The organism is Vibrio sp. S234-5, from assembly GCF_000960595.1.
In the GTDB taxonomy this organism is placed as follows: domain Bacteria; phylum Pseudomonadota; class Gammaproteobacteria; order Enterobacterales; family Vibrionaceae; genus Vibrio.
Genome location: NZ_JZAM01000219.1, coordinates 18911 through 43375, shown reverse-complemented (window position 1 = coordinate 43375; position 24465 = coordinate 18911). Strand labels below are relative to the sequence as shown.

The window sequence follows — 24465 nt, the reverse complement described above, 5'->3', positions numbered from 1 at the left end:
GAAATTTCTGAAGATCACTAGCAATCACCACTTGTTAAGAAAAATGCCAGCCTGTTTATACTGAGAAAAAACACGAGGAGGCTCGAAAATGGGCAAGCTAATCAACGGTGAATGGCACGATGTTTGGTACGATACGAAGCAAAATCAAGGTAAATTTGTCCGTGAAGAGGCAGGATTTCGTCATTGGATAGAAAATCGCGCGGCAGCAACATTTCAACCTGAATCTGGGCGTTATCATCTTTATGTGTCTCTGGCGTGCCCTTGGGCGCATCGTACCATGATTTTTCGTCATCTTAAGGGGTTAGAAAGCCATATTGATGTCACGATTGTCTGCCCTGATATGCTCAGTGAAGGCTGGAAAATGGGGTTGCCTGAGCCGCTATTTGGTCATACGCGCTTGCACCAAATTTATACTCAGGCGCAGAAAGACTACACCGGAAGAGTCACTGTGCCTGTTTTGTGGGACAAAAAGACCCACACTATTGTCAGTAACGAATCGTCTGAAATCATTCGTATGTTCAACTCCGAATTTAACCAACTGACGGACAATACGGCCGACTACTATCCGCTTGCTCTTCGCGATGTGATTGATGAATGGAATGCGTTTATCTACCCAAATATCAACAATGGTGTCTATCGTTGTGGATTTGCCACCACACAAGAAGCCTACGAAGAGGCGTATGAAGCGCTCTTTGCCGCTTTAGACAAAGTGGATGCACACTTGGCGACTCATCGTTATTTAGCTGGCCGTCACCTAACTGAAGCTGACTGGCGTCTGTTTACCACGTTGATTCGCTTCGATGCTGTGTATGTTGGCCATTTTAAGTGCAATAAAAAGCGCATTGCCGATTACCCCAATTTAAATGGCTACCTAAAAGAGCTTTATCAGATCGAAGGCATTGCTGAAACGACAGATTTCTACCATATCAAACGTCATTACTATTTCAGCCATACGACCATTAATCCAAGCCAAGTGGTGCCTGTTGGCCCAGATTTAGATCTGAACTCGCCTCACGGACGGGATCACTTGTAATGAAACATGAGAAGTCTTTTGTATCACAACCTTTGTCATTTCACAGTCCATATTGATGAATCAATTAAACTGAATTTAAAGGGTATTTTCCTTTAAAGGTGTTGGAATAGACGTCAGTGAATTGGTTAATGAACAAGGCGTTTGTTGATTGCGCTGTTACTCGGCGTGATCATCGGTACTCAGCGTGACTGGGTAATGCGCAACAGTGCGGAAGGGACCGAGTGGCAGGCATTCGCACTTTCTCTCTGGTTGGTCTGTTCGGCGGCTTAACCGCCTTACTCGCCGTAGGCCTGACAATAAAAAGCCCTCGACTTGGCGAGGGCTTGAACTTTACAGTGACAATTACTTCTGCTCTTGGCTTGACTGAATGGCCGTTAGAGCGATGGTGTAGACGATATCGTCGACAAGCGCACCACGAGACAAGTCATTTACTGGCTTGCGCATACCTTGCAGCATTGGACCGATAGAAACGAGATCCGCGCTGCGTTGTACTGCTTTGTAAGTCGTGTTACCTGTGTTTAGATCAGGGAAGACGAATACGGTTGCTTTACCCGCAACTGGAGAGTTTGGTGCTTTAGAAGCGGCCACGTTTTCCATAATCGCTGCGTCGTATTGCAGTGGACCGTCGATGATCAGATCAGGGCGCTTCTCTTGTGCGATGCGTGTTGCTTCGCGCACTTTGTCAACGTCAGCGCCTTTACCTGATTCACCCGTTGAGTAAGAGATCATTGCTACTCGTGGTTCAATGCCGAACGCTGCGGCAGAATCTGCTGACTGGATAGCAATCTCTGCCAACTGCTCTGCGGTTGGATCTGGGTTGATCGCACAGTCACCGTAAACCAGTACTTGATCAGGCAGAAGCATGAAGAATACGGATGATACGATCGACGCATTTGGTGCTGTCTTGATGATCTGGAACGGAGGAACGATGGTGTTCGCCGTTGTGTGAACCGCACCCGAAACCAGACCGTCAACTTCATCGGCTTCGAGCATCATGGTGCCAAGGAACACAGAGTCTTGCAGTTTTTCGCGCGCAACCACTTCGGTCATGCCTTTTGAACCACGCAGCTCAACAAGGCGAGCAACGTAGTTTTCACGAATCGCATCTGCATCGATGATTTGCACGCCAGCTCCAAGTTCAACGCCTTGCTGAGCGGCAACACGTTTGATCTCTTCAGGGTTACCAAGCAGGACACATTCTGCGATACCGCGCTCAGCACAGATAGCCGCTGCTTTGACGGTACGTGGCTCATCACCTTCTGGAAGCACGATACGTTTACCCGCTTTACGTGCCAGTTCAGTCAACTGATAACGGAACGCTGGTGGGCTTAGGCGGCGTGATTTCTGCGTGCCTTCGGTCATGGATTCGATCCAGTTGCCGTCAATGTGGCTTGCAACGTGCTCGTTGATGAATTCAATACGCTCTTTGTCGTCTGCTGGCACTTCCAAGCTAAAGCTTTGTAGGTTTAACGAGGTCTGCCAAGTGTTGCCTTGTGCTTTGAAAATGGGTAGGCCGGTTTCAAACGCTGGCTTACACAGACCTGTAATCTCAGCAGGAATATCGTAACCACCGGTCAGAAGCACGGCGCCAATTTCCACACCGTTCATTGCAGCAAGCGATGCGGCAACGATAACGTCTGGGCGGTCCGCTGAAGTTACCAGCAGTGAACCTGGTTTAAAGTGCTCAATCATATGCGGCAGAGAGCGTGCACAGAAGGTGATGCTTTTGATACGACGAGTTTTGATATCACCTTGATTGATGACCTCGGCCTTCAGGTGCTTGGCCATGTCGATGGCGCGAGTGGCAATCAGATTGATGCTCCATGGCACACAACCCAGAACGCGGATTGGGCTTGAATTGAAGATCTGCATCACTTCGAGTTGGTTCTGTTTTGCGCTGTCGGCGTCGTCAAAGATTTCCGACAAGTCAGGGCGAGTACGGCCCGCTTCGTCAACAGGCGCGTTAAGCTTGTTGATGATCACGCCGGAAATGTTCTTGTTTTTTGTGCCGCCGAAGTTTGAGCAAGCTACTTCAATGCGCTCTTTCAACTGCGATGGGTTGTCTGTGCCTGGGGTGGCAACCAACACAATTTCCGCGCCCAGTGTGGCGGCGATTTCTGCGTTCACTTGGTTGGCGAATGGATGCTTACGTGTTGGAACCAAACCTTCGATCAGCGTAACATCCGCATCTTTATTGATCTGGTTGTAACGTTCTACAACGGTCTCAAGCAGCTCGTCCATGTTATCGTTGCCGATCAGGTTTTCAGCCACTGACATTTGCATTGGCTCGCCAATTTTCATGTCACTGTTGACTGCAACGATGGTGCTGGTTAGATCGGGCTGATCACCGCCACTGCGTGGCTGAGCGATAGGTTTGTAAAAAGAAACTTTAACGCCTTTGCGCTCCATAGCGCGTAGGACACCCATGCTGACGCTGGTTAAACCAACACCGGCACTGGCTGGGATGAGCATAATAGTACGGGACATCAGACAAAGTACCTTTAACTATTGGGGGGATAAAAGCTTAACTGCGTATGGCTTGGCCGAGCCAAACAATAGCAGTAAAGCCCCTTATTCTTTTGTCATAAAGAAATCTGGCTAGCGGTGAGGCTAGCCAGTGAAGTCAATTACAGACCTGCTAGACGCGCAGTATCTTCTGCGATCACCAACTCTTCGTTGGTTGAGATAACCATCGCTGGGATGCGGCTGTTTGCTGTTGTGATAACGCCTTCGCCGCCGAAACGTGCTTTTAGGTTTGCTTCGCTGTCTACTTCGATACCGAAGATGCCAAGGCGGTTGAGAACCATTTCACGGATTGGAGCAGAGTTTTCACCGATGCCGCCAGTGAAAGTGATGGCGTCTAGACGACCGTCTAGGGTTGCGGTGTAACCAGCAACGTATTTAGCAAGGCGGTGACAGAATACATCCATCGCGCGAGTGGCTTCTTCTTTCTGGCCGTAGTTGTCTTCAACGAAACGGCAGTCAGACGTCACTTCAGTCAGACCAGCTAGGCCAGACTCTTTGGTCAGCATAGTGTTGATTTTTTCAACCGAGTAGCCAAGCGCATCGTGTAGGTGGAAAATGATTGCAGGGTCGATATCGCCACAGCGAGTACCCATTACTAGACCTTCAAGTGGTGTTAGGCCCATTGAAGTATCCACTGACTGGCCGTTCTTCACTGCACAAACAGAAGCGCCGTTACCTAGGTGACAGTTGATGATGTTCACTTCTTCTACTGGCTTGTTGAGTAGGCTTGCCACTTCACGAGTGATGAACAGGTGAGAAGTGCCGTGCATACCGTAACGACGGATACCGTGCTCTTTGTACAGGCTGTATGGCAAAGCATATAGATAAGATTCTTCAGGCATCGTTTGGTGGAAAGCGGTATCGAATACAGCGACGTTTTTCAGTGCTGGGAACGATTTTTGTGCCGCTTTAATACCGATGATGTGTGCTGGGTTGTGAAGTGGTGCCAGTGTTGCACAGTCTTCGATACCTTTGAGAACGTCGTCAGTGATAAGCGCTGACTGAGTGAACTTCTCGCCGCCGTGTACAACACGGTGACCGATTGCTGCTAGATTCTCAGAAAGCTCTGGCTTAGAAGCAAGAATAGTTTCTACCATAAACGCTAGGGCTTCTTCGTGTGCTGCACCGTTACCCAGCTGAGCTTCGTGTTTGCCATCCAGTTTCCATTTGATACGTGCTTCAGGAAGGTGAAGACACTCAGCAAGACCTGATAGATGCTCGTCGCCATTTTCGGCATCAACAACAGCAAATTTGAGAGAAGAACTACCGCAGTTTAAAACTAAAACTAGCTTAGACATTTGTGACTACCTGTTATTCGTCTGATAAAGATCAGTAAGGATGAAAAATCATTCACAAGAATAGACGATGCCGTTACAGCTGCGTACTAATCTTGGTCAAAAAACTTTCGCTTTCCGTAATAAAGAAAGGTGGCGATCCCAATCACCACCTTTGCCATCCTTTGCAGATAGGTCCTCAGAGTTGCTTAAATTGTAAAATACAGCAACAATGACATTGAGGATCGTCAAAGGATAACGATAATAGACAATGATAACAAAAAAAATTTGAAAGGATATTAACTTTCATCAATTTTTTGCGTTTTCAGTTTAAATCTTCAACTAAATTTTAGTGAGGGGCGTTATGAGCAATAAAGTCGGATTAGCCCACAGCCTACGAGATGGGCAAAAGTACATGGATATCTGGCCGATGCGCAAAGAGTTGAACGCCATATTTCCTGATCAGAGAATAATTAAGGCGACGCGCTTCGGCTTGAAAGTGATGCCGGCGATTGCGGCCATTAGCCTGCTTACCCAAATGGCTTTCGACAATTACCAAGCCTTGCCACAAGCCATTGTGGTGGCACTATTCGCTCTAAGTATGCCGTTGCAAGGAATGTGGTGGCTTGGCAATCGCTCTAACACGCAATTGCCTCCTGCGTTGGCAAGTTGGTATCGTGAGTTGCATCATAAGATTGTAGAAACAGGCTTTGCTTTGGAGCCACTCAAATCCCGTCCGCGTTATAAAGAGTTAGCGCAGATCCTCAATCGTGCCTTTCGTCAACTGGATAAAAGCGCCTTAGAACGTTGGTTTTAGCGCGATTTCTAAGTGCTTAAGTGAGTTCTTCCGGGCAGCCTCCGTGCTGCCTTTTGTTTTGCGTTATTTTCCGCTAGACACTTTGTCTTATCTCTCCTTTTGTTTGTTTTCTGTTAAATCCCGCTTTCCATCACGCTAAGTTACTGGTAATAATGTCATTCAGATGCACGAAAAGTGCACACAATAAAGATCGAACACAATAAACAAACACACAACATCATCTATCTAAATTATGCTGAAATCAAGGAGTCAAGATGAAAGCAGGAAAACTGATCGCGACGGCCGTTCTTGCCAGTGCTGCATTACTCTCATCTCAATCGGTATTAGCGAAAACTGCCAAAGTTGCGGTATCGCAAATCGTTGAACATCCCGCCTTGGACGCAACGCGTCAAGGATTGCTCGATGGTCTGAAAGCCAAAGGCTACGTTGAGGGGAAAAATCTCGAATTTGATTACAAAACAGCGCAAGGCAACCCAGCGATTGCGGTGCAAATTGCTCGTCAGTTTGTCGGGGAAAATCCAGATGTGCTAGTGGGTATTGCTACGCCAACTGCGCAGGCTTTGGTTTCGGCGACTCGCTCTATTCCGGTGGTGTTTACCGCGGTAACCGACCCTGTCGGAGCGAAACTGGTTAAAAGCATGCAGCAACCGGGCAAGAATGTGACGGGTTTGTCTGACCTTTCTCCTGTTTCTCAGCATGTTGACCTTATCAAAGAAATTCTACCGAATGCCAAGTCGATTGGTGTTGTGTATAACCCAGGCGAAGCCAACGCGGTGACGTTAGTCGATCTGCTGAAAAAGAGCGCAGCAGAGAAGGGTTTACAGGTGGTGGAAGCCACTGCGCTGAAAAGTGCTGATGTGCAGTCAGCGACTCAAGCGATTGCGGCTAAATCTGACGTGTTGTATGCACCGACGGACAACACCGTTGCCAGTGCGATCGAAGGGATGATTGTTGCTGCAAACCAAGCAAAAACGCCGGTGTTTGGAGGGGCGACCTCTTATGTTGAAAAAGGTGCGATTGCGAGCTTAGGTTTTGATTACTATCAAGTTGGCGTGCAAACGGCAGAGTACGTCGCAGCCATTTTAGATGGACAAGAGCCGGGCAAGTTAGATGTAAAAGTGGCCACAGGCTCTGATTTAGTGGTGAACCAGCGTGTTGCTACCAAGCTCGGTGTAACAATTCCTGCTTCTGTGCTTGAGCGCGCGACAGAGGTTCAATAACTCTCCTCATCGGCCAGCGGGAAGCTGGCCCAATTCTTGAGCAGAATTAAAGGAGTGACTATGTCTGCTTTTGCATTTTTCGGAGCTTTAGAGCTTGGCCTGTTGTACGGTTTGGTCGCATTGGGCGTTTTTCTCACCTTTCGTGTGTTGGATTTTCCTGATCTCAGTGTTGACGGTAGTTTTCCGATGGGCGCGGCGGTTGCAGCAACGGCAATCGTGGCGGGGGGCAACCCTTGGCTTGCCACTGGAATGGCGATTATCGCTGGCGCAATGACCGGCTGGGTAACGGCATTTTTAGCGGTGCGCTGCGGAATATTGCACCTTTTAGCATCCATTCTCACCATGATTGCCGCGTTTTCTATCAACATTCGCATTATGGGTCGGCCAAATATGGCTTTGCTTGGGGAAGAAACCATTCTCACGCCGTTTGAGTCTTTGGGCGATCCTATGCTGGTTCGACCATTGGTGGTTGGCATCTTGGTGTTAATCTCAGCTTGGTTAGTGGTTCGTCTGCTCAGCAGCGATTTTGGCCTGGGTTTACGCGCCACGGGGGTTAACGCTCGAATGGTGCGCGCACAGGGTGGAAGTACTTCTTTTTACACCTATTTTGGTCTTGCACTATCGAACGGTTTTGTCGGCTTTGCGGGGGCATTATTTGCGCAAACCAATAGTTTTGCCGATGTTACCTCTGGGGTTGGCACCATAGTGGTCGGCCTTGCTGCGGTAATCTTAGGCCAAACGTTGATCTCAGGTCGTAAAATTTGGGTCGCCGTCGTCGCGGTGATTGTTGGCTCGGTTCTTTATCGTTTAGCCGTTGCGTTTGCCTTGAGTTCTGGCATGTTCGGTTTACAAGCATCGGATCTCAACTTAGTGACCGCCATTCTCGTTGCGATTGCCTTGATCGCGCCGAAACTGAAAGGAAACCTCAGTATAAAAAAGTCCGTTAGCCCTGCCAAAGTGGCGGGTGGAAAAAGTCGATCAGGAGGTACGGCATGATTAGGCTTGAAGATATTCAGGTGACGTTTAACCGCGGCACTATTCTTGAAAATCGCGCTTTGCGTGGTGTCTGTTTAGAAGTGCCGGAGCACCAGTTTCTCACGGTTATTGGCTCAAATGGCGCAGGTAAATCAACACTTTTGGGCGCGGTAACAGGTGAAACGCCGATGGTCGGTGGCAAAGTATTGATTGATGACACCGACGTGACTCATCAAACCGTTGACCAGCGGGCTAAGCTTTGCGCGCGTGTATTTCAGGATCCATTAGCGGGTACTTGCGGCGCGCTGACCATCGAAGAGAACATGGCTTTGGCTTACATGCGCGGGAAATCTCGTGGTTGGAACTTAGCGCTCTCCTCCCAGCGCAGAAAGCTCTTTCAAGAGCGCATCAGTATTCTGGGTTTAGGTTTAGAGGATAGGCTGGGCGACAGTATTGGCCTGCTATCGGGCGGGCAGCGCCAAGCTGTGAGTTTGGTGATGGCGACCTTATCAGACAGTAAGCTGCTCTTGCTGGATGAGCATACCGCAGCTTTAGACCCTCGTATGGCGGCGTTTATCATCGATCTGACCAAACGCATCGTCAAAGAGTTTAACCTGACTGTGATGATGGTGACTCACTCAATGAAAGATGCGCTCGCGTGTGGCGATCGCACCGTCATGTTGCACCAAGGCGAAATTGTTTTGGATGTCGCCGGAGAGCAACGGGCAGGAATGACGGTGACTCATCTGCTCGAAATGTTCTCGAAAGTGCGTGGCGAAGAGTTAGCGGACGACAGCTTACTGCTCAACTAAAAATAGTCGCGTCACATCTCTACGCCCCTAACAATACGCCTACCAAGTGTGATCTCCCCTTGAAAAATAAAGGATTATTTATTTTTTAAGGGGGGATTTTCTCGGTTGTTTGTGCTTCTACAATAAAGCAAAGCAACAACTAGAGTACCTCAAATGACGCATCCCTTTCTTTTTCACTCGCAGACTCAAGATGGATTTTGCTTAAGCCAAGGCTTAGCGCAGGTGACACTTCGCACTCAATCGCAAGGTATTCAAAAGGTCTACCTCAGGCATGAACCCGATAATGAAGAGTACTTAGTCGAGATGCAACCGATTGAAGCTGCCGGGGTGTTAAAGCAATGGCGAGCAAGTTTCGCGCTCAACAGTGACCGTGATGTCACTCAATATGTCTTCAAAGTACTGACGGAAGATGGACAGTATTGGTTAGATGCTCGCGGGGTGCAAAAGCGCATGCCGGGCAGCGAATATCACTTTAAATACAATGCTAAACATCAACCGCCAGAGTGGGTGAAAGAGCAGGTTTTCTATCAAATCTTCCCAGATCGCTTTTGCGACGGCAATCCTGATATCAGTGTGAAAGATGGCGAATACACAGTAAAAAATGGTACGCGGCTGGTGGTGGCCAAAGCTTGGGGAGAGGCGGTTGATACCGGATCTGGCTATGGTGGCTGTGAGTTTTATGGCGGCGATCTGGCCGGTATCGCAAGCAAACTGGATTATCTACAAACTTTGGGCGTGAGCGCGCTCTATCTCAACCCTATTTTTACCGCACCGAGTAATCATAAGTACGATACGACCGATTATCTGATGGTCGATCCGCATCTTGGCACCAATCAGGAGTTTGCCGAGCTCACGCAAGCATTACACCAGCGTGGTATGAAAGTGATACTCGATGCCGTGTTTAACCACACCTCTTGCGAGCATCCTTGGCTCGATCGCGGCGGGAAAGGAGATAACGGTGCCTACCATCACAGTGATTCGCCTTACCGTGACTACTATTTCTTTGATGGCGAAACGAAGAATTACATCGGTTGGAAAGGGATTGAGAACTTACCAGTGCTCAATTTTGCCCATCAAGCGGTAAGAGATTACATCTACCAAGGTGAAGATGCGGTGATACGCCATTGGCTCAAAGCGCCTTATCAAATTGATGGCTGGCGGTTTGATGTGATCCATATGCTCGGTGAAGGGGAAGGGGCTTACAACAATGCCCATTACGTGCAGGCGTTTCGTCAGGCGACCAAAGCGGAAAGCCCACAGGCGTACGTGCTCGGAGAACATTTTTTCGAGGCCACCAAGTGGCTGCAAGGTGAGCAAGAAGATGGCTCGATGAACTACTACGGCTTTGCCCACCCAGTTCGAGCTCTACTGGCACAACAAGATATTGCTTACGAACCGATTGCCATCGATGGCTGCGAGTTTGTCGAATGGCTCAATGAGGCACGAGCGAAAATTCCTTGGCTCAACCAATTAAGCCAGCTCAATCAACTCGATAGCCATGATACCGCACGCTTCATTACGCTACTCAACCAACACCAAGGTTATTACATGGAAATCGCACTCGGGCTGTTGTTTACGTATGTTGGCACGCCGTGCCTTTACTATGGGACAGAAGTGGGCTTAGCAGGGGGACAAGATCCCGATAATCGACGTAGCTTCCCTTGGGAACAGGTCGACACGTCCCCTTGGTTTGGTTATGTACAACGCTTGATCCAATTAAGAACAACTCATCCTTGTTTACAGCAAGGCGCAATACTGTTTCTGGCGATAGAGAAGGACCACTTTGCCTTTACTCGCCAATTGGGAGAAGAATGCACGCTGGTGGTTGTCAATTTAGCCAATCAAACACAGCCGATCTCATTACCATTTTGGCAAACGGGGATATCAGCAGGCCAATTGACGCCGATGATGGAGCAACGCACACCTTTAGCCATTAGTGAAGATATGTGCATGGAGATTGCGCCTGAGTCCATTTCCGTATGGATGGTGGACACGAAGTGAAGGTATCGGCCACAACTTCTCAGCGGCCGATAAGTTTTCATTTTATGCAGAAATTCTTTCTGCGTGGAGCTGCGCGCGATAATGCTGCAGATGGGCCACAATCGGCTCAACTTGGGTCAGAGTACGAATGTCACTAAAGAGTGGGGCGGCTTGAGGGTAAGCTTGGCGTAAATAGGCAAACCACTGTTTAATGCGATTCGGGTAATACTTACTTTTATCGCCGCGTACCTCGTACTCACTGTATTGCAGCAGCAAATCCACCACTTGCTCCCACGGCATTGATTTGTGGTCATGCTTCACCACATTGCCTAAGTTTGGCACATTTAGCGCGCCGCGACATACCATTAAAGAATCGACCCCTGTGGTTGCTATACAAGCTTGCCCATCGGCGTAATTCCAGATTTCGCCATTAGCGATCAGAGGAATGTTGCAGCGCTGGCGGATTTGGTCGATATAGTGCCACTTAATTTCACTGGCTTTGTAGCCGCCTGTTTTGGTTCGGGCGTGCACGGTCAGTTCATCTGCTTTGCCTTGTTCGACTGCCTCGACGATCTCAAAGCAATCTTCTGGGTTTTCCCAGCCTAGGCGGATTTTGGCAGAGACAGGAATGTGCGCAGGAACCGCCTCTCGGCACGCTTTGACCACTTGATAGATAAGTTCCGGATGTTGCAACAGTGCCGCTCCGCCTTTGCTTTGGTTAACCATCTTCGCTGGACAACCAAAATTCAGATCGATGCCATAAGCACCAAGCTCGGCTGCTCGTACCGCGTTTTCTGCCATCCAATGTGGATCTTGACCAAGAAGTTGTAATTTGATTGGCACACCAGCACGTGTCTTTGAGCCTTGCAGCAGTTCAGGGCACAAGCGATAGAAGACGTGATCGGGAAGTGGCTGACTGACCACGCGAACAAATTCGGTGACGCAGAAATCGTAATCATTGATCTCTGTGAGCATCTCACGCATCAAATGATCCAATACCCCTTCCATCGGTCCCAATATTACACGCATAGCTAATTTTTGCCTCTGTCAAAACGAGGCGCGATTGTAGCGATAAGCGACTCGCTTGTCACGATAAGAGGGCTGCCAAAAGCCACAACGAATTTATCCACCACGTGGCTAAGCTTAGGTATATAATCGCCACTATTTACTGAAAAAATTACCGAAAAAAGTTAACGACAATGCAATACCAACTTATCGAACTCACGATTTCAGCATGTTCAGAATCAGCCTGGTTTATTGAAGGGGCTGTTTTTGCTGCGAATTTGACCGTCAAACCGACCGATCCAGAACAATGGCTGGACAGCTTGCTGGGCGAAGTCTCTGTCGATGTACGTCATGCGGTCACAGAGCAGATCCACAAGCAACATAATCGCATTCTGCGCAATGAGTACTCGCTGCAGACACTACTCGATGAAAACCAAGAGGCATTGGCGGACTTTGCCGAAGGGTTTATGTCGCTATGGCCGATAGTGGAAGAGCAGTGGCAAGAGGTGCAAATCAATGACGGTACGCAGCGTATGCTCAGTGCATGGTTAACATGCTTGATGCTTGCTATCGACCAAGAACAAACTCAAGCGCAAATGAAGGCGGCAGGGATCGAGACGCCACCGCAACTGGGTGATTTTCTGCCTCAGCTCGATCTGATGCTCAATGAGGTAGCACAAGCCGCAGATGAGTTGATGGTTGGCAATAAATCGCAAAGCCTTAATCCTTATAAAGGCATCGGCCGCAACGATACATGCCCTTGTGGTAGCGGTAAGAAGTTCAAACAGTGCTGCGGCCAGTAATATCGGTTTACAACTTAGAGAAAGCCAAAAGCCGGGAAATCAACCTGGCTTTGTTTTATCTGCGTTCATGTACTTAGCGGATGGGATTTCTTTTCTTGATGGCAAAGAATTGGGAAAAAAACACAAACGCGAGAACCACGAGATTGGCAGCAAAAATCACCACGAGCCACTGCGGCATGGATAAAGTTAAAAACTGCCACACGATTTTGCTGCAATCCCCATAGGCTTCAAACAGCCAAGGTGCCCACTGGTTAAGCGGTGCCCAATCAGGGAAAGTGACAAACAGGTCACAGGTTGCAAAAGGAGATGGATTAAACTGGTAGTCCACGTGTTGCATCGCCAGCGTTAAGCCTTTGTATGAACTGGCTCCCCAAGCCGCAAAACCAAGCCAACGAATCAATGGGTTGCTCGGTGCTATCAGCCCTATGAGTGCCGCGCCACCAATCCCAAACATAGCCACACGCTCATAAATGCACATCACGCAGGGCGAAAGTAGCATGACATGTTGGAAAAAGAGGGCCGCCCCCTCAAAGAAAAGAACAAAAATCAACAAAAGTAGCCATGAGGCACGACTACGAGAAAACCGATTAAGTGATGAAAAAAGAGTCACTTCAAGCAATCCTTTTGTAAATAAATAAAAAAAGCCCTGAATACTCAGAGCTTTTTATCTTGGATAAGTTTCTTAATCAATGGAAATATTTAGTGACCACTCGAAACTGCGTGTGAAACGGCCCCAACGTGATGCGAAATCCAACCCGCGTCATAAAACCAGGCAGTCATCGGCTCCAGTAGGAACACAATGCCAAACAGGCCCACCAAGGCGAGCACAACCGTATATGGCAGTGCCATCAGCACCATACGTCCATAAGAGAGGCGAATCAAAGGCGCTAAGGCCGAAGTCAATAGGAACAGAAATGCCGCCTGACCGTTTGGTGTGGCCACCGAAGGTAAGTTGGTACCTGTGTTGATAGCAACCGCGAGCAAGTCAAACTGATCGCGGTTAATCAAACCTTCGTGCAAGGCGGTTTTTACTTCGTTGATGTAAACAGTGCCAACAAACACGTTGTCTGAAACCATAGAGAGCAAACCGTTAGCGACATAGAACATCGCAAGCTGTGTTCCTTTGTCCTCAACCGCTAACACCGCATCAATTACTGGCTTAAAGAGTTGCTGGTCGATGATCACCGCAACGATAGAGAAGAATACCGCTAGCAACGCAGTAAATGGCAGTGCTTCTTCAAACGCTTTACCCAGCGAATGTTCTTCTATTACACCAGTGAACGCAGTGGCGAGGATGATGACCGACAAACCAATCAAACCGACCGCAGCCAAGTGCAGTGCGAGTCCAACAATCAACCAAACCGCAATCAAGCCCTGAATCCATAGTTTTGCGATGTCTTGATTGGTGCGGGTTTTGCGCTCTTCGTTGTCGAAATCGACCAATATATGACGAACGTTGTCAGGCAGCTCGGCACCATAGCCAAACACTTTGAACTTCTCAACCGCAACACAGGTAAGCAAACCGAAGATAAACACAGGCAGTGTGATTGGCGCCATACGAATCAAGAATTCACCGAACAGCCAGCCTGCTTGATCGGCAATGATCAGGTTTTGCGGTTCACCAACCATGGTGGTTACGCCGCCAAGTGCAGTCCCTACCCCGGCGTGCATCAATAGTGAGCGTAGGAATGCGCGGTAATTCTCAAGGTCATCTCGAGTTAGCTCAGTGATGTGGTCATCTTGGGTATGATCGTGGTCTGAACTCACCCCGCTGCCAGAGGCGACTTTGTGGTAGATTGAGTAGAAACCGACAGCAACGCTGATAACCACAGCAATCACCGTTAAGGCATCTAAAAATGCCGAAAGAAACGCGGCCGCAAAGCAGAATGCTAAAGAAAGCATCGCTTTAGAGCGGATGCCGAGCAAGATCTTGGTGAAAATAAACAGAAGCAAGTGCTTCATAAAGTAGATGCCGGCCACCATGAATACGAGGAGCAGTAGCACTTCAATATTCGCCACAAGTTCATGCTTTACTTGTTCTGGACTGGTCATCCCGATAGCAATTGCCTCAATTGCTAATAAACCGCCTGGTTGAAGTGGGTAACATTTTAGTGCCATCGCCAACGTAAAGATGAACTCTACCACCAGTAGCCAGCCTGCTACGAAAGGGTTGACGAGGAAAAAAACGAAAGGGTTAATGATTAGAAAAGAAATGATGGCAAGTTTATACCAATCAGGTGCCTTACCAAGAAAATTCTTGATAAAAGCGTTTCCGAGCGACATCGGCATGATAATTCTCTTACTTAACTGAGTTATGAATAGACACTACAACATAGTGCTTAAGCCTATGTGTCAAAGATGAAATATCTATCTTAAAAACAATAACTTAGAAAAACAACAAATCCTTGTTTTTATGTAGTTTTGCCAAGTTACTTCCCTTGAACTTAAGCACCGCTCCTTTTTCGCCCGCAACTCTACTATTAAGTAACACTTAGTCAATAAGAAATCCCCTTCAGATTGACAAATAGCGACTTTGTTTCATAAAACGCGATCGAAGTAGCACAAGTATATCATGAAAAGTATGCAAAAGTTCTCTTATCATCATAATTGACGTTCAAAGGAGAAAAAAGACTAATTAAGATAGGGTTCTAGATGATTGACTCAATTTTAAATTGCAATTTTACAATGAAAAATTGTGACAAATGACCCTTTATTTACTCTGGGTTTGTGCGTGGTTCGATAGCCATAAATTGTCATTTTTGCCACTCTTCAACCATTTCCTAGACTTTCTGTACCCATTTGGTATTAGAGTAAATATTCAATATTGCAGTTTGGTTTCATTTATTGTTAGGAAATTTTCGCTATTGAATAAGTAGTGGTATGATGAGTGCCATTGAAGACGCCAAAACAAAAACTGGATAACAAAATATAATGGTTATTAAGGCAAAGAGCCCAGCGGGCTTTGCAGAGAAGTATATTATTGAAAGCATCTGGAATGGTCGCTTTCCACCAGGTTCTATTTTACCTGCTGAGCGTGAGCTCTCTGAATTGATTGGAGTAACCAGAACAACACTGCGTGAAGTATTGCAGCGATTGGCTCGTGATGGTTGGTTGACTATTCAGCATGGTAAACCAACCAAAGTAAACCAGTTTATGGAAACATCTGGTCTACATATTCTAGACACTTTGATGACGCTTGATGTCGATAACGCTACTAACATCGTGGAAGATCTTCTGGCGGCGCGCACTAACATCAGCCCTATTTTTATGCGTTATGCATTCAAAGTGAATAAAGAGAGCTCTGAGCGAACCATCAGGAATGTAATTGACTCTTGCGAACAATTGCTTGAAGCGCCATCGTGGGATGCATTTTTGTCATCGTCTCCTTATGCCGACAAAATTCAACAAAATGTAAAAGAAGACAATGAGAAAGATGAAGTCAAGCGTCAGGAAATTCTGGTGGCGAAGACATTCAATTTTTACGACTACATGCTTTTTCAACGTTTGGCGTTTCACTCTGGGAACCAAATCTACGGCCTCATCTTTAACGGTTTAAGAAAACTGTATGATCGTGTTGGAAGCTTCTATTTTTCCAATCCGACTTCGCGTGCACTTGCTCTGAAATTTTATCGCCAGTTGCTACAGATCTGCGAGTCAGGTCAACGTGAACAGTTACCAGGCCTTATTCGTCAATATGGCATTGAAAGTGCGATGATTTGGAACGAGATGAAAAAGCAGTTGCCGACCAATTTCACGGAAGACGATGCTTAGAAGCTGATAGAGAAAACCGCCAAATCGGCGGTTTTCTTTTAGGCGATGGAAAGTTTGGGCAGTGGCAGGTAAACACTCTCAATGATCTCATCTAACATCGCGTCATAACTGGTAAAAATGGCCGCCGAAATTTGACTGGTCAGCTCATAAAGTTCAGTCTTTATCGGACGGCTCTCCGCCGATTCCACATATGCCTCTAAGACACGAGTGATTTCCATCCCTGCCGGAGAGGCAATACTCAAAGGACTTATAAGCGCTAATTGATTGAGCCTTCTAACCATCCTGTCTGCATTATGACGAAATCGCGTTAGCCCTTGCTCATCTTGAATGTCTTGGATAGAGATGCGCAGCTGTGTCAATGCTTCAAGACTTTCAATCACAATCTGCCAATGGCCGTGGTACTCATCACTCAGTTCATCGCGTTCTGACTCGGCCAACCAGCTGACAGTCACTTCATCAATTAGGTAGAGTGTATGACGGATCAACTTACCATGGTGAAATTGACTTTTTGCTACGCTGTTTTCCTGCCAATTGTTAAAAAGAAACGTGTATTGATTCAATAGGATGCGATACAAAGGCTTGCTGTCTATCGCAGTGAGATCGATCAACATCTGACAACGCAACAACACTTCTTCCTGAATGTGCTTAATCTCGCTACTGTGAGGCTGTTTGTAGAGCAAGCTCAAATGCGCTGCAGAGCGATGTTGTCGTGTTAAGTGCACCACTTCTCTCAATGTACTAAGGATTTGATACTTCTGCATGTAACGGTTTTCACGCTTTTGTGAAAGGTAGAAGAGTGAACCTAAAACGGCGATAGACAATAACGATGACAGTAAAACAAACATAACTTACTCCTTGTATGCGTTCCTAGCCACAAAGGGGTAGAGCAGGTTTAATGCCAGAATATTAATTGTTTAAATTCAAATGGTTAGATTTTGTTAGTGAAAATCACTGTGCCAATTTGGTGCAGCTATCACCAAAAGTGTGAAATAGGACACAAAAAAAGCCTCGCGTTTTTAACTGCGAGGCTTGGAGATAAGTAAATCGTTGACTGCTGGTTACATCACACGCATGCCAGGCTGCGCGCCTTCATGCGGTTCAAGGATCCAGAGATCTTTTCCACCAGGGCCGGCGGCAAGGATCATGCCTTCCGACATGCCAAACTTCATCTTACGTGGCTTCAGGTTAGCAACCACAACGGTGTATTTACCAACCAGATCCTCGGGGTTGTAAGCGGCTTTAATACCAGAGAAAACTTGACGCATTTCGCCACCAATATCTAACTGGAATTTCAGCAGTTTGTCCGCTTTTGGTACGGATTCACAAGAAACGATTTTAGCGATACGGAGGTCAACTTTGGCGAAATCGTCAAATTCGATCTCGGCGGCAATCGGATCTTTGCTCAACTCACTCTCTTGCGCATTTTTTGCGGCTTCAGCTTTCTCTTTCGCTGCCATTTCGGCCGCTGCATCTTCTTTTGACGCTTCGATCATGGCTTCGATGTTTTTCGGATCGATACGATTAAACAGCGCTTTGAATGCTGTGATTTCGTGTGCCGTTAATGGCAGAGCAATGCCTTCCCACGTTAGTTCTTGATTTAAGAACGCTTCTGTTCGCGCCGCTAGTGCTGGCATCACAGGTTTCAAGTAGGTCATGAGAACGCGGAATAGGTTAATACCAACAGAACAAATCTCTTGTAGCTCTTGATCTTTGCCTTCTTCCTTTGCCACAACCCAAGGTGCTTTCTCATCAACGTACTGGTTTGCTTTGTCAGCGAGAGCGGTAATTTCACGAATCGCGCGACCAAACTCACGTGTTTCGTAAAGTTCAGCGATACGGTCTGCAGCGGCAACAAATTCGTTGTAAAGCTCTGGCTCGACGAAGTTTTCAGCGAGCTTGCCTTCAAAGCGCTTGGCAATGAAACCAGCGTTACGCGATGCTAGGTTAACGATCTTGTTTACTACGTCAGCGTTGACGCGCTGAGTAAAGTCTTCAAGGTTAAGATCTAGGTCGTCAATGCGGCTGTTCAGTTTCGCTGCGTAGTAGTAACGTAGGCACTCAGGATCAAGATGCTCAAGGTAAGTACTCGCTTTCACGAATGTCCCTTTAGACTTAGACATCTTCGCGCCGTTGACCGTAACATAGCCGTGAACAAAAACGTTGTTTGGCTTACGGAAACCAGAACCGTCTAGCATTGCTGGCCAGAATAGGCTGTGGAAGTAAACAATGTCTTTACCGATGAAATGGTACAGTTCCGTTTTGCTGTCTTTGTTCCAGTATTCATCGAAGTCTAGATCGTCACGTTTATTACACAGGTTTTTGAATGAGCCCATGTAACCGATAGGTGCATCAAGCCAAACGTAGAAGAACTTGTCTTTTTCGCCTGGGATTTCAAAACCGAAGTAAGGCGCATCACGGGAGATATCCCACTGTTGCAGGCCCGACTCAAACCACTCCTGCATTTTGTTGGCGGTTTCAGTTTGTAGAGAACCAGAACGTGTCCACTCTTTGAGCATGCTTTCAAACTGAGGCAGGTCGAAGAAGAAGTGTTCGGAATCTTTCATTACTGGTGTTGCGCCTGATACCGCTGATTTCGGGTTAATCAGTTCGGTTGGGCTGTACGTTTCGCCACAAGCATCACAGTTGTCGCCGTATTGGTCTTCTGACTTACATTTCGGGCACGTCCCTTTAACGAAACGATCCGGTAGGAACATCTCTTTTTCAGGGTCGAACAACTGAGAAATAGTACGGCTAGAGATAAAGCCATTTTTCTTCAGTTGCAGATAAATGTGCGTAGCCAGCTCACGGTTCTCGTCTGAATGCGTGCTGTGGTAGTTATCAAAGCTGATATCAAAGCCAGCAAAGTCCTTCTGGTGCTCCACGTTGACCGCAGCGATCATCTCTTCTGGCGACATACCCATCTGTTGAGCTTTAAGCATGATTGGCGTGCCGTGAGCATCGTCAGCACAGATGAAATTTACAATGTTGCCGCGTAGGCGTTGGTAACGAACCCAAATGTCCGCTTGGATATGCTCAAGCATATGACCAAGGTGGATCGAACCGTTAGCGTACGGAAGGGCACAAGTTACCAGCAATTTCCTTGAGGGAAAGTTTCTTGGATCGTTTGCCATACTTAATATTCGCTTTTCTCGATAGGTATAAAAATTTGATTGATAATACTAACTCAGTAAATCGGTAAGTCCAAGGTGTGACAGAGGATAATCACCTGGTTTTTTTGGGGTTCAGTCGTGCTTTACTCGGTGGTAGGATGCAGTCAACAGAGGAGGCGATATGCGTCAATTCACTTCAAAACAAGATTTCTCTTATTGGCTTAATCAGTTCGAACATTGGGCTTTGATACCGCAGTGGGCAGATATGCACGGTGTGGTGAATGTAAAAGCCGACGGTGGGCTGCACATCACGCTGCCTTTTGCTGCCAAATCGTTGATCGAAGCGTTGACGAGTTGGATAGTGCAGCAGCAAGCAAGCGGCGAGGCGGCTAAGGTGGGGTTCACCATTGAGCAGCGAGTCAAAGCGATGGAAACGTCAGTTGCTCACGCTGTAAGTGGAATAAAAAACATCATCGCGGTTACCTCCGCCAAAGGCGGTGTGGGCAAATCTACTACGGCGGTTAATTTGGCACTGGCGATAGCGGCCAGTGGCGCAAAAGTGGGGTTGCTTGATGCTGATATCTATGGTCCGTCTTTGCCGCTAATGCTCGGCACACTAAATAAAAAGCCAGACGTCGAGCAGGGAAAATGGATGCAACCTGTGCTGGCGCATGGCATCTATACCAACTCAATCGGTTACTTAGTCGATCAAAAAGAAGCCGCTATTTGGCGTGGGCCGATGGCTTCCAAAGCGCTAGCGCAATTGCTCAATGAAACTCAGTGGCCGGATCTCGACTATTTGGTCATCGATATGCCTCCCGGTACCGGTGATATTCAACTGACTTTATCACAGCAAGTGCCAGTGACAGGCAGTGTGATCGTCACCACGCCGCAAGATCTCGCGTTGGCGGATGCGCGCAAAGGGGCCGCCATGTTTCGTAAAGTGGGTGTTCCGGTGCTCGGTGTGGTTGAGAACATGAGTTACCATATTTGCCGCCACTGCGGGGCCCAAGAGGCGATTTTCGGCCATGGTGGTGGTGAAGAAATGGCCAAAGAGTATGGACTGGCCCTGCTAAGTCAGATCCCACTGCATATTGAGATGCGCGAAGACATTGACGCTGGTGTGCCAACGGTTTGTCGGCGACCAGAAAGTGAACATGCACAGCGTTATTACCAGCTTGCGGAGCGTATATGCAGTGCATTGTACTGGCAAGGAAAGGCAAAGCCAGAGACCATTCTCTACACCCGGCTTGATTAAATAAGCCCATCGATTTCAGATGAAAAAAAGACCAAGTAATCGTTTGCTTGGTCTTTTGTTCTCCGCTGCCGGAGAAAAGGGCGTTAAAGCAGGAAAAGCGACTAGTATCTAAAGGATGAACTCCCTATAATCAGGCGGTTTATCTATTCCTACTGCTACAAAATCATCATCGGGTGCAACTAATGTCTGAGAATAATCAATGCGTCATCGTCGGTATTGCGGGCGCGTCAGCTTCTGGAAAAAGTCTGATTGCCAGCACGATCTATAATGAACTTCGTGCCAAAGTAGGCGACCATCAAATCGGTGTGATTACGGAAGATTGCTACTACAATGACCAAAGCCATTTGAGCATGGAAGAACGCGTTAAAACTAACTACGACCACCCGAGCGCGCTCGACCACGATCTGCTTTGTGAACACCTAGAAAAGCTCACCCGAGGTGAAGCGGTTGAAGTCCCTGAGTACAGCTATACTGAACATACCCGCACGGCCAATACCACTACCATGACGCCGAAAAAAGTGATCATCCTAGAAGGCATCTTGCTTTTGACCGATCCGCGTTTGCGTGACTTAATGCACGCGACTGTCTTTATGGATACGCCACTGGATATCTGTCTGCTGCGCCGTGTGAAGCGTGATGTAGAAGAGCGCGGCCGTACCATGGAATCGGTGCTGAAACAGTACCAGCAGACTGTGCGCCCAATGTTTATGCAGTTTATTGAGCCTTCAAAACAGTACGCTGATATCATCGTTCCTCGTGGTGGTAAAAACCGCATTGCGATTGATGTACTGAAAGCGCACATTGCAAAACTTTTGAAAGCTTAAGTCATTGTCTTGTCAGCGAGCTTTATTTTTATTTAAGAAAGTGGCACTTTAAGTGCCACTTTCTTTTTTGGAGCAAGAACCGCGCAAAATAGGTGTTTTCTCTGTTCTTGTCTCAACTCTTGCATGCAAAGGAATACGCATATGAAAAAACTGTTCCTTATTTTGGCTGCGTCTATCGCGGTTGTCGTGATTGCGGTGATAGCGTTAGTGACCTTAGTGAATCCCAATCAATTTAGACCGTTGATCACCGAACAAGTAGCCAAGCAAACGGGTTTAGCGTTGGTGATTGAAGGCGACATTGAATGGCAATTTTTCCCTTCGGTTGGTTTTTCTCTAGGCAAAACGGAGTTAAAGAATCCTCAGGGCTTTTCTCAAGAAAACTTATTTAAAGTTGAGAACGTTGGGATCGATATCTCGGTGATGCCTCTGCTTGATAAAGTCTTGCAGATTGGTGATGTTCGCCTTGATGGTGCGGAATTTCATTTAGAGACGCGTAAAGATGGGCAAAAGAATATTGATGCGTTGACTCAGCAGCAGAAAGCGCAGCAAGAGACGGCTCCGCAAGAGGTGATCTCGGAGCCCGCCACGGATGCTCCACAGCAAGCTGGCGCGGCGGCAGACTGGCGTATTGAGCTAGCCGGGATCTCGGTGAGCAATGCCAAACTCGTTAACCAAGATAGACAAGCGGGTACTTCACTTGAACTCTATGATGTGAATTTCTCACTTTCAGAGTTTGCCTTTGAGCAATGGACCAAAGCGGAGTTTTCAGCCAAAGGAAAAAACAACCAGCAACAGTTCAGCGCAAACGGTAAGCTTGAGTTTCACTTGGCGCAAGACTTCTCTTCTTATGCTCTGCGCAATATCGAGCTGAACAGCCAGTTTAGCGATCCAGCCACGAAGATGGATAGCATCAAGTTGGTGCTGAACACATTCGAGTTTGATAAAGACAACGCACTGACATTTGCAATCAAAGGCCAAGCATCCGGTATGGATCTTTCGGCCAATGGCTCGGCGCAGTTGCATGTGGATGCTGCCATCAGCACCGTGATGGTGAAGACAATCCTGTTGGAATCGCAACTCAATGGGGAATCACTGCCTCAATCGCCAATGAAGGTGGCAATGAGCTCTGAAGTGACCTTTGATGTGCCGCGCAGCCATCTATCGCTTGTGCTAAATAAACTGACCGCCAACGCTATTGCATTAGACGGTAAAGCCGATGTGACGTTAGCTGAGATTCCGAAAGTGCGTTTTTCGCTGCACAGCCTAGAGATTGATCTCGATGAGTTTCTCGGCCTAACGCAGCCGTCGCAAGAAACGGCAAGCACAAACAGCAGCAATGACAAAGACGCGCATCCAGAGGCAAACAACGAAGTTGAGCCTGATCTGAGCGCGTTAAAAACGTTGGATGTGATTGGTCAAGTGAGTATTGATAAGTTCAAAGCCAATAATGCCAAGCTGCAAAATGTCATCACCAAGTTCACGGTGAACCGTGGTATTGCGACCTTAGATCGCTTTGATGCCAATCTGTATCAAGGCTCTATCAACGCCAGCGCGAAACTGGATGCACGTCGATCACCAGCCACCTATAGTGTGAAAAAGCGCATAAAAGATGTCCAAGTGCAGCCACTGCTGGTGGACGTGGCACAAAATGACAAGTTGGAAGGCACTGGCGACATCAACATTGATGTGCAGGGTAGCAGTTTGACACCAAGTGGTATTCAGAAGAACTTAGTGGGCACCGCGACGATCAATTTTGCTGATGGTGCTGTCAATGGCATCAACGTTGCCCAGTTGATTCGTGAAAATTACGCGAAATTTAAAGGGCAAAAGTTGGATGAAAAGCAAGGTGTGCAAAAAACCGATTTCAGCTCGATGAGTGCTACGTTAAAGCTCAATAAAGGCAATGTGTCGACCGACAATCTGCACATGCAATCTCCGTTACTGCGTATTCGTGGTAAAGGAGAAGCAAACTACATCGATCAAACGGTTGATTTTACGGTCAGTACTTCCATTGTTGGCACGTTAGAAGGTCAGGGCGGTAAGGATATCGACGAGCTGCGCGATGTTACGATCCCCATCAATATTTCCGGTAAATGGGCCGACCCTAAATTCAAGCTAGTGTTTGACGATGTGCTCAAGCAGAAAGCGCAGAAAGAGATCGACCGCGGAGTCGAGAAGTTGACCGATAAGATCAAAGATGAAAAAACCAAGCAAGCGGTGGATGGATTGTTAAAAGGACTGTTCAACTAAACGCAATAAGTAAACTAAATGCAATAAGGGCGACTTGATGGTCGCCCTTATTGCAAACGATGTGTGCCGAGGAAAAGGCTACCAATCAACCCCTTTCAATGCTTTGATACCGGATTCGAAAGCGTGTTTCACGTTTCTCACTTCAGAGACAGTGTCCGCCATTTCGATCAGAGTGCGATGTGCACCGCGACCGGTGATTACCACCGATTGCATTTGAGGACGCTGTGCTAGCGCATCCACCACATCATCTAAATCAATATAACCATAGCTGACCATGTAGGTGAGTTCGTCAAAAAGAAGTACGTCAAGTGATTCATCTTTGAGCATGCGCTTGCACTCTTGCCAAACTTGCTGTGCGGCTTGGGTATCCGTCTCTTTGTTCTGGGTTTCCCAAGTGAAACCGGTCGCCATGACTTGAAACTCAACGCCTAGTTTTTCCAGCAAATTGCGTTCGCCATTGTCCCAGGTTCCTTTAATAAATTGCGCCACTGCGCATTTTTTGCCGTGCCCAACTGCGCGAGCGATCGTCCCAAAACCAGAGGTTGATTTGCCTTTGCCATTGCCTGTGATCACTAGTAGCAAGCCTTTTTCTTCCTGGGCGGCGGCGATTTTGGCATCGACTTGCTGTTTAATTTTCTGTTGTCGTTCCTTGTGGCGACTCTCTTTGTTCTCTTCCGAGTGCATATCAACTCCAATAATATTTACCTTTTCGCCATAGTAACGGAAAACCTAACTACAAAGTACTTGTAATCATTAGGGTTAAATAGAAATGATGCACGCTAAAAAGCAATTTCTTTAGAAAAATGT

At 47.3% G+C, this 24465-nt stretch carries 19 protein-coding genes and 1 pseudogene; 12 read left to right on the top strand and 8 right to left on the bottom strand.

Features of this window, described 5'->3' with window-relative positions:
* Nucleotides 1-88 precede the first annotated feature (88 nt).
* Together UF06_RS12835 and UF06_RS26180 are read left to right on the top strand one after the other, a co-directional pair.
* Nucleotides 89-1033: a glutathione S-transferase family protein gene (locus tag UF06_RS12835; RefSeq protein WP_045570799.1), complete on the top strand. Its 945-nt coding sequence runs from the start codon at nt 89-91 to the stop codon at nt 1031-1033.
* A 106-nt stretch (nt 1034-1139) separates the two neighbouring features.
* Nucleotides 1140-1317: pseudogene (locus UF06_RS26180) on the top strand (MgtC/SapB family protein); the annotation flags it as partial.
* Between the two features lie 58 nt (nt 1318-1375).
* Here the strand turns inward: UF06_RS26180 and pta are convergent.
* Together pta and UF06_RS12825 are read right to left on the bottom strand one after the other, a co-directional pair.
* Nucleotides 1376-3520 carry a phosphate acetyltransferase gene (pta, locus tag UF06_RS12830; RefSeq protein WP_045570798.1) on the bottom strand — a complete coding sequence of 715 codons (2145 nt, stop codon included), beginning with the start codon at nt 3518-3520 and terminating at the stop codon, nt 1376-1378.
* 140 nt (nt 3521-3660) lie between these two features.
* Nucleotides 3661-4857: an acetate kinase gene (locus UF06_RS12825; RefSeq protein WP_045570797.1), complete on the bottom strand. Its 1197-nt coding sequence runs from the start codon at nt 4855-4857 to the stop codon at nt 3661-3663.
* Between the two features lie 340 nt (nt 4858-5197).
* On the opposite strand from UF06_RS12825, the gene yfbV reads away from it, so the two are divergent.
* The 5 genes from yfbV (at nt 5198) to malZ (ending at nt 10658) form a co-directional block, all read left to right on the top strand.
* Nucleotides 5198-5650 (top strand): terminus macrodomain insulation protein YfbV, encoded by a 453-nt coding sequence (gene yfbV, locus UF06_RS12820; protein ID WP_045570796.1) that lies wholly within the window; start codon nt 5198-5200, stop codon nt 5648-5650.
* Between the two features lie 254 nt (nt 5651-5904).
* Nucleotides 5905-6870 carry an ABC transporter substrate-binding protein gene (locus tag UF06_RS12815; protein WP_045570795.1) on the top strand — a complete coding sequence of 322 codons (966 nt, stop codon included), beginning with the start codon at nt 5905-5907 and terminating at the stop codon, nt 6868-6870.
* Between the two features lie 60 nt (nt 6871-6930).
* Nucleotides 6931-7866 carry an ABC transporter permease gene (locus UF06_RS12810; RefSeq protein WP_045570794.1) on the top strand — a complete coding sequence of 312 codons (936 nt, stop codon included), beginning with the start codon at nt 6931-6933 and terminating at the stop codon, nt 7864-7866.
* A complete protein-coding gene (locus tag UF06_RS12805) occupies nt 7863-8657 on the top strand; it encodes an ABC transporter ATP-binding protein (protein ID WP_039429871.1) in 795 nt (264 codons plus the stop codon). Before UF06_RS12810 ends, UF06_RS12805 begins: the two co-directional genes overlap by 4 nt.
* A gap of 153 nt (nt 8658-8810) precedes the next feature.
* On the top strand, nt 8811-10658 hold the full coding sequence (gene malZ / locus UF06_RS12800; protein ID WP_045570793.1) for a maltodextrin glucosidase: 1848 nt from the start codon (nt 8811-8813) through the stop codon (nt 10656-10658).
* A gap of 42 nt (nt 10659-10700) precedes the next feature.
* Here malZ and dusC read toward each other — a convergent pair whose 3' ends face one another.
* On the bottom strand, nt 10701-11666 hold the full coding sequence (gene dusC / locus UF06_RS12795) for a tRNA dihydrouridine(16) synthase DusC (RefSeq protein WP_045570792.1): 966 nt from the start codon (nt 11664-11666) through the stop codon (nt 10701-10703).
* A 170-nt stretch (nt 11667-11836) separates the two neighbouring features.
* Between dusC and UF06_RS12790 the strand changes: the two genes are divergently transcribed.
* Nucleotides 11837-12445, top strand: coding sequence for an SEC-C metal-binding domain-containing protein (locus UF06_RS12790; protein WP_045570791.1), 609 nt, complete (start codon nt 11837-11839; stop codon nt 12443-12445).
* A gap of 73 nt (nt 12446-12518) precedes the next feature.
* Here the strand turns inward: UF06_RS12790 and dsbB are convergent, their stop codons facing one another.
* Both dsbB and nhaB read right to left on the bottom strand, forming a co-directional pair.
* Nucleotides 12519-13055 carry a disulfide bond formation protein DsbB gene (gene dsbB, locus UF06_RS12785; protein ID WP_045570790.1) on the bottom strand — a complete coding sequence of 179 codons (537 nt, stop codon included), beginning with the start codon at nt 13053-13055 and terminating at the stop codon, nt 12519-12521.
* 89 nt (nt 13056-13144) lie between these two features.
* Nucleotides 13145-14734: a Na(+)/H(+) antiporter NhaB gene (nhaB, locus tag UF06_RS12780; RefSeq protein WP_045570789.1), complete on the bottom strand. Its 1590-nt coding sequence runs from the start codon at nt 14732-14734 to the stop codon at nt 13145-13147.
* A 642-nt stretch (nt 14735-15376) separates the two neighbouring features.
* Here nhaB and fadR point away from each other — a divergent pair.
* Nucleotides 15377-16216 (top strand): fatty acid metabolism transcriptional regulator FadR, encoded by an 840-nt coding sequence (gene fadR, locus UF06_RS12775; protein ID WP_039429858.1) that lies wholly within the window; start codon nt 15377-15379, stop codon nt 16214-16216.
* A 38-nt stretch (nt 16217-16254) separates the two neighbouring features.
* On the opposite strand, the gene UF06_RS12770 is transcribed toward fadR, so the two are convergent.
* Together UF06_RS12770 and metG are read right to left on the bottom strand one after the other, a co-directional pair.
* The gene (locus UF06_RS12770) at nt 16255-17061 is read right to left on the bottom strand and encodes a hypothetical protein (RefSeq protein WP_045570788.1); all 807 of its coding nucleotides are present in this window, start codon (nt 17059-17061) and stop codon (nt 16255-16257) included.
* Between the two features lie 213 nt (nt 17062-17274).
* Entirely contained in the window at nt 17275-19347 is a 2073-nt protein-coding gene (gene metG, locus UF06_RS12765; protein ID WP_045570787.1) for a methionine--tRNA ligase, read from the bottom strand.
* A 160-nt stretch (nt 19348-19507) separates the two neighbouring features.
* Between metG and apbC the strand changes: the two genes are divergently transcribed.
* The 3 genes from apbC (at nt 19508) to UF06_RS12750 (ending at nt 23658) form a co-directional block, all read left to right on the top strand.
* Nucleotides 19508-20584, top strand: a complete 1077-nt coding sequence (gene apbC, locus UF06_RS12760) for an iron-sulfur cluster carrier protein ApbC (RefSeq protein WP_045570786.1) — start codon at nt 19508-19510, stop codon at nt 20582-20584.
* A 182-nt stretch (nt 20585-20766) separates the two neighbouring features.
* Nucleotides 20767-21408, top strand: a complete 642-nt coding sequence (gene udk, locus UF06_RS12755) for a uridine kinase (protein WP_039429849.1) — start codon at nt 20767-20769, stop codon at nt 21406-21408.
* Between the two features lie 141 nt (nt 21409-21549).
* Nucleotides 21550-23658, top strand: coding sequence for an AsmA family protein (locus UF06_RS12750; protein ID WP_045570785.1), 2109 nt, complete (start codon nt 21550-21552; stop codon nt 23656-23658).
* Between the two features lie 78 nt (nt 23659-23736).
* On the opposite strand, the gene cobO is transcribed toward UF06_RS12750, so the two are convergent.
* Nucleotides 23737-24342, bottom strand: a complete 606-nt coding sequence (gene cobO / locus UF06_RS12745) for a cob(I)yrinic acid a,c-diamide adenosyltransferase (RefSeq protein ID WP_045570784.1) — start codon at nt 24340-24342, stop codon at nt 23737-23739.
* Nucleotides 24343-24465 lie beyond the last annotated feature (123 nt).

Excerpts from the sequence above, each read along its gene's own strand:
- UF06_RS12835 (WP_045570799.1), top strand. The coding sequence starts at position 89 with ATGGGCAAGCTAATCAACGGTGAATGGCACGATGTTTGGTACGATACG.
- pta (WP_045570798.1), bottom strand. The coding sequence starts at position 3,520 with ATGTCCCGTACTATTATGCTCATCCCAGCCAGTGCCGGTGTTGGTTTA.
- UF06_RS12825 (WP_045570797.1), bottom strand. The coding sequence starts at position 4,857 with ATGTCTAAGCTAGTTTTAGTTTTAAACTGCGGTAGTTCTTCTCTCAAA.
- yfbV (WP_045570796.1), top strand. The coding sequence starts at position 5,198 with ATGAGCAATAAAGTCGGATTAGCCCACAGCCTACGAGATGGGCAAAAG.
- UF06_RS12815 (WP_045570795.1), top strand. The coding sequence starts at position 5,905 with ATGAAAGCAGGAAAACTGATCGCGACGGCCGTTCTTGCCAGTGCTGCA.
- UF06_RS12810 (WP_045570794.1), top strand. The coding sequence starts at position 6,931 with ATGTCTGCTTTTGCATTTTTCGGAGCTTTAGAGCTTGGCCTGTTGTAC.
- UF06_RS12805 (WP_039429871.1), top strand. The coding sequence starts at position 7,863 with ATGATTAGGCTTGAAGATATTCAGGTGACGTTTAACCGCGGCACTATT.
- malZ (WP_045570793.1), top strand. The coding sequence starts at position 8,811 with ATGACGCATCCCTTTCTTTTTCACTCGCAGACTCAAGATGGATTTTGC.
- dusC (WP_045570792.1), bottom strand. The coding sequence starts at position 11,666 with ATGCGTGTAATATTGGGACCGATGGAAGGGGTATTGGATCATTTGATG.
- UF06_RS12790 (WP_045570791.1), top strand. The coding sequence starts at position 11,837 with ATGCAATACCAACTTATCGAACTCACGATTTCAGCATGTTCAGAATCA.
- nhaB (WP_045570789.1), bottom strand. The coding sequence starts at position 14,734 with ATGCCGATGTCGCTCGGAAACGCTTTTATCAAGAATTTTCTTGGTAAG.
- fadR (WP_039429858.1), top strand. The coding sequence starts at position 15,377 with ATGGTTATTAAGGCAAAGAGCCCAGCGGGCTTTGCAGAGAAGTATATT.
- UF06_RS12770 (WP_045570788.1), bottom strand. The coding sequence starts at position 17,061 with ATGTTTGTTTTACTGTCATCGTTATTGTCTATCGCCGTTTTAGGTTCA.
- metG (WP_045570787.1), bottom strand. The coding sequence starts at position 19,347 with ATGGCAAACGATCCAAGAAACTTTCCCTCAAGGAAATTGCTGGTAACT.
- apbC (WP_045570786.1), top strand. The coding sequence starts at position 19,508 with ATGCGTCAATTCACTTCAAAACAAGATTTCTCTTATTGGCTTAATCAG.
- udk (WP_039429849.1), top strand. The coding sequence starts at position 20,767 with ATGTCTGAGAATAATCAATGCGTCATCGTCGGTATTGCGGGCGCGTCA.
- UF06_RS12750 (WP_045570785.1), top strand. The coding sequence starts at position 21,550 with ATGAAAAAACTGTTCCTTATTTTGGCTGCGTCTATCGCGGTTGTCGTG.
- cobO (WP_045570784.1), bottom strand. The coding sequence starts at position 24,342 with ATGCACTCGGAAGAGAACAAAGAGAGTCGCCACAAGGAACGACAACAG.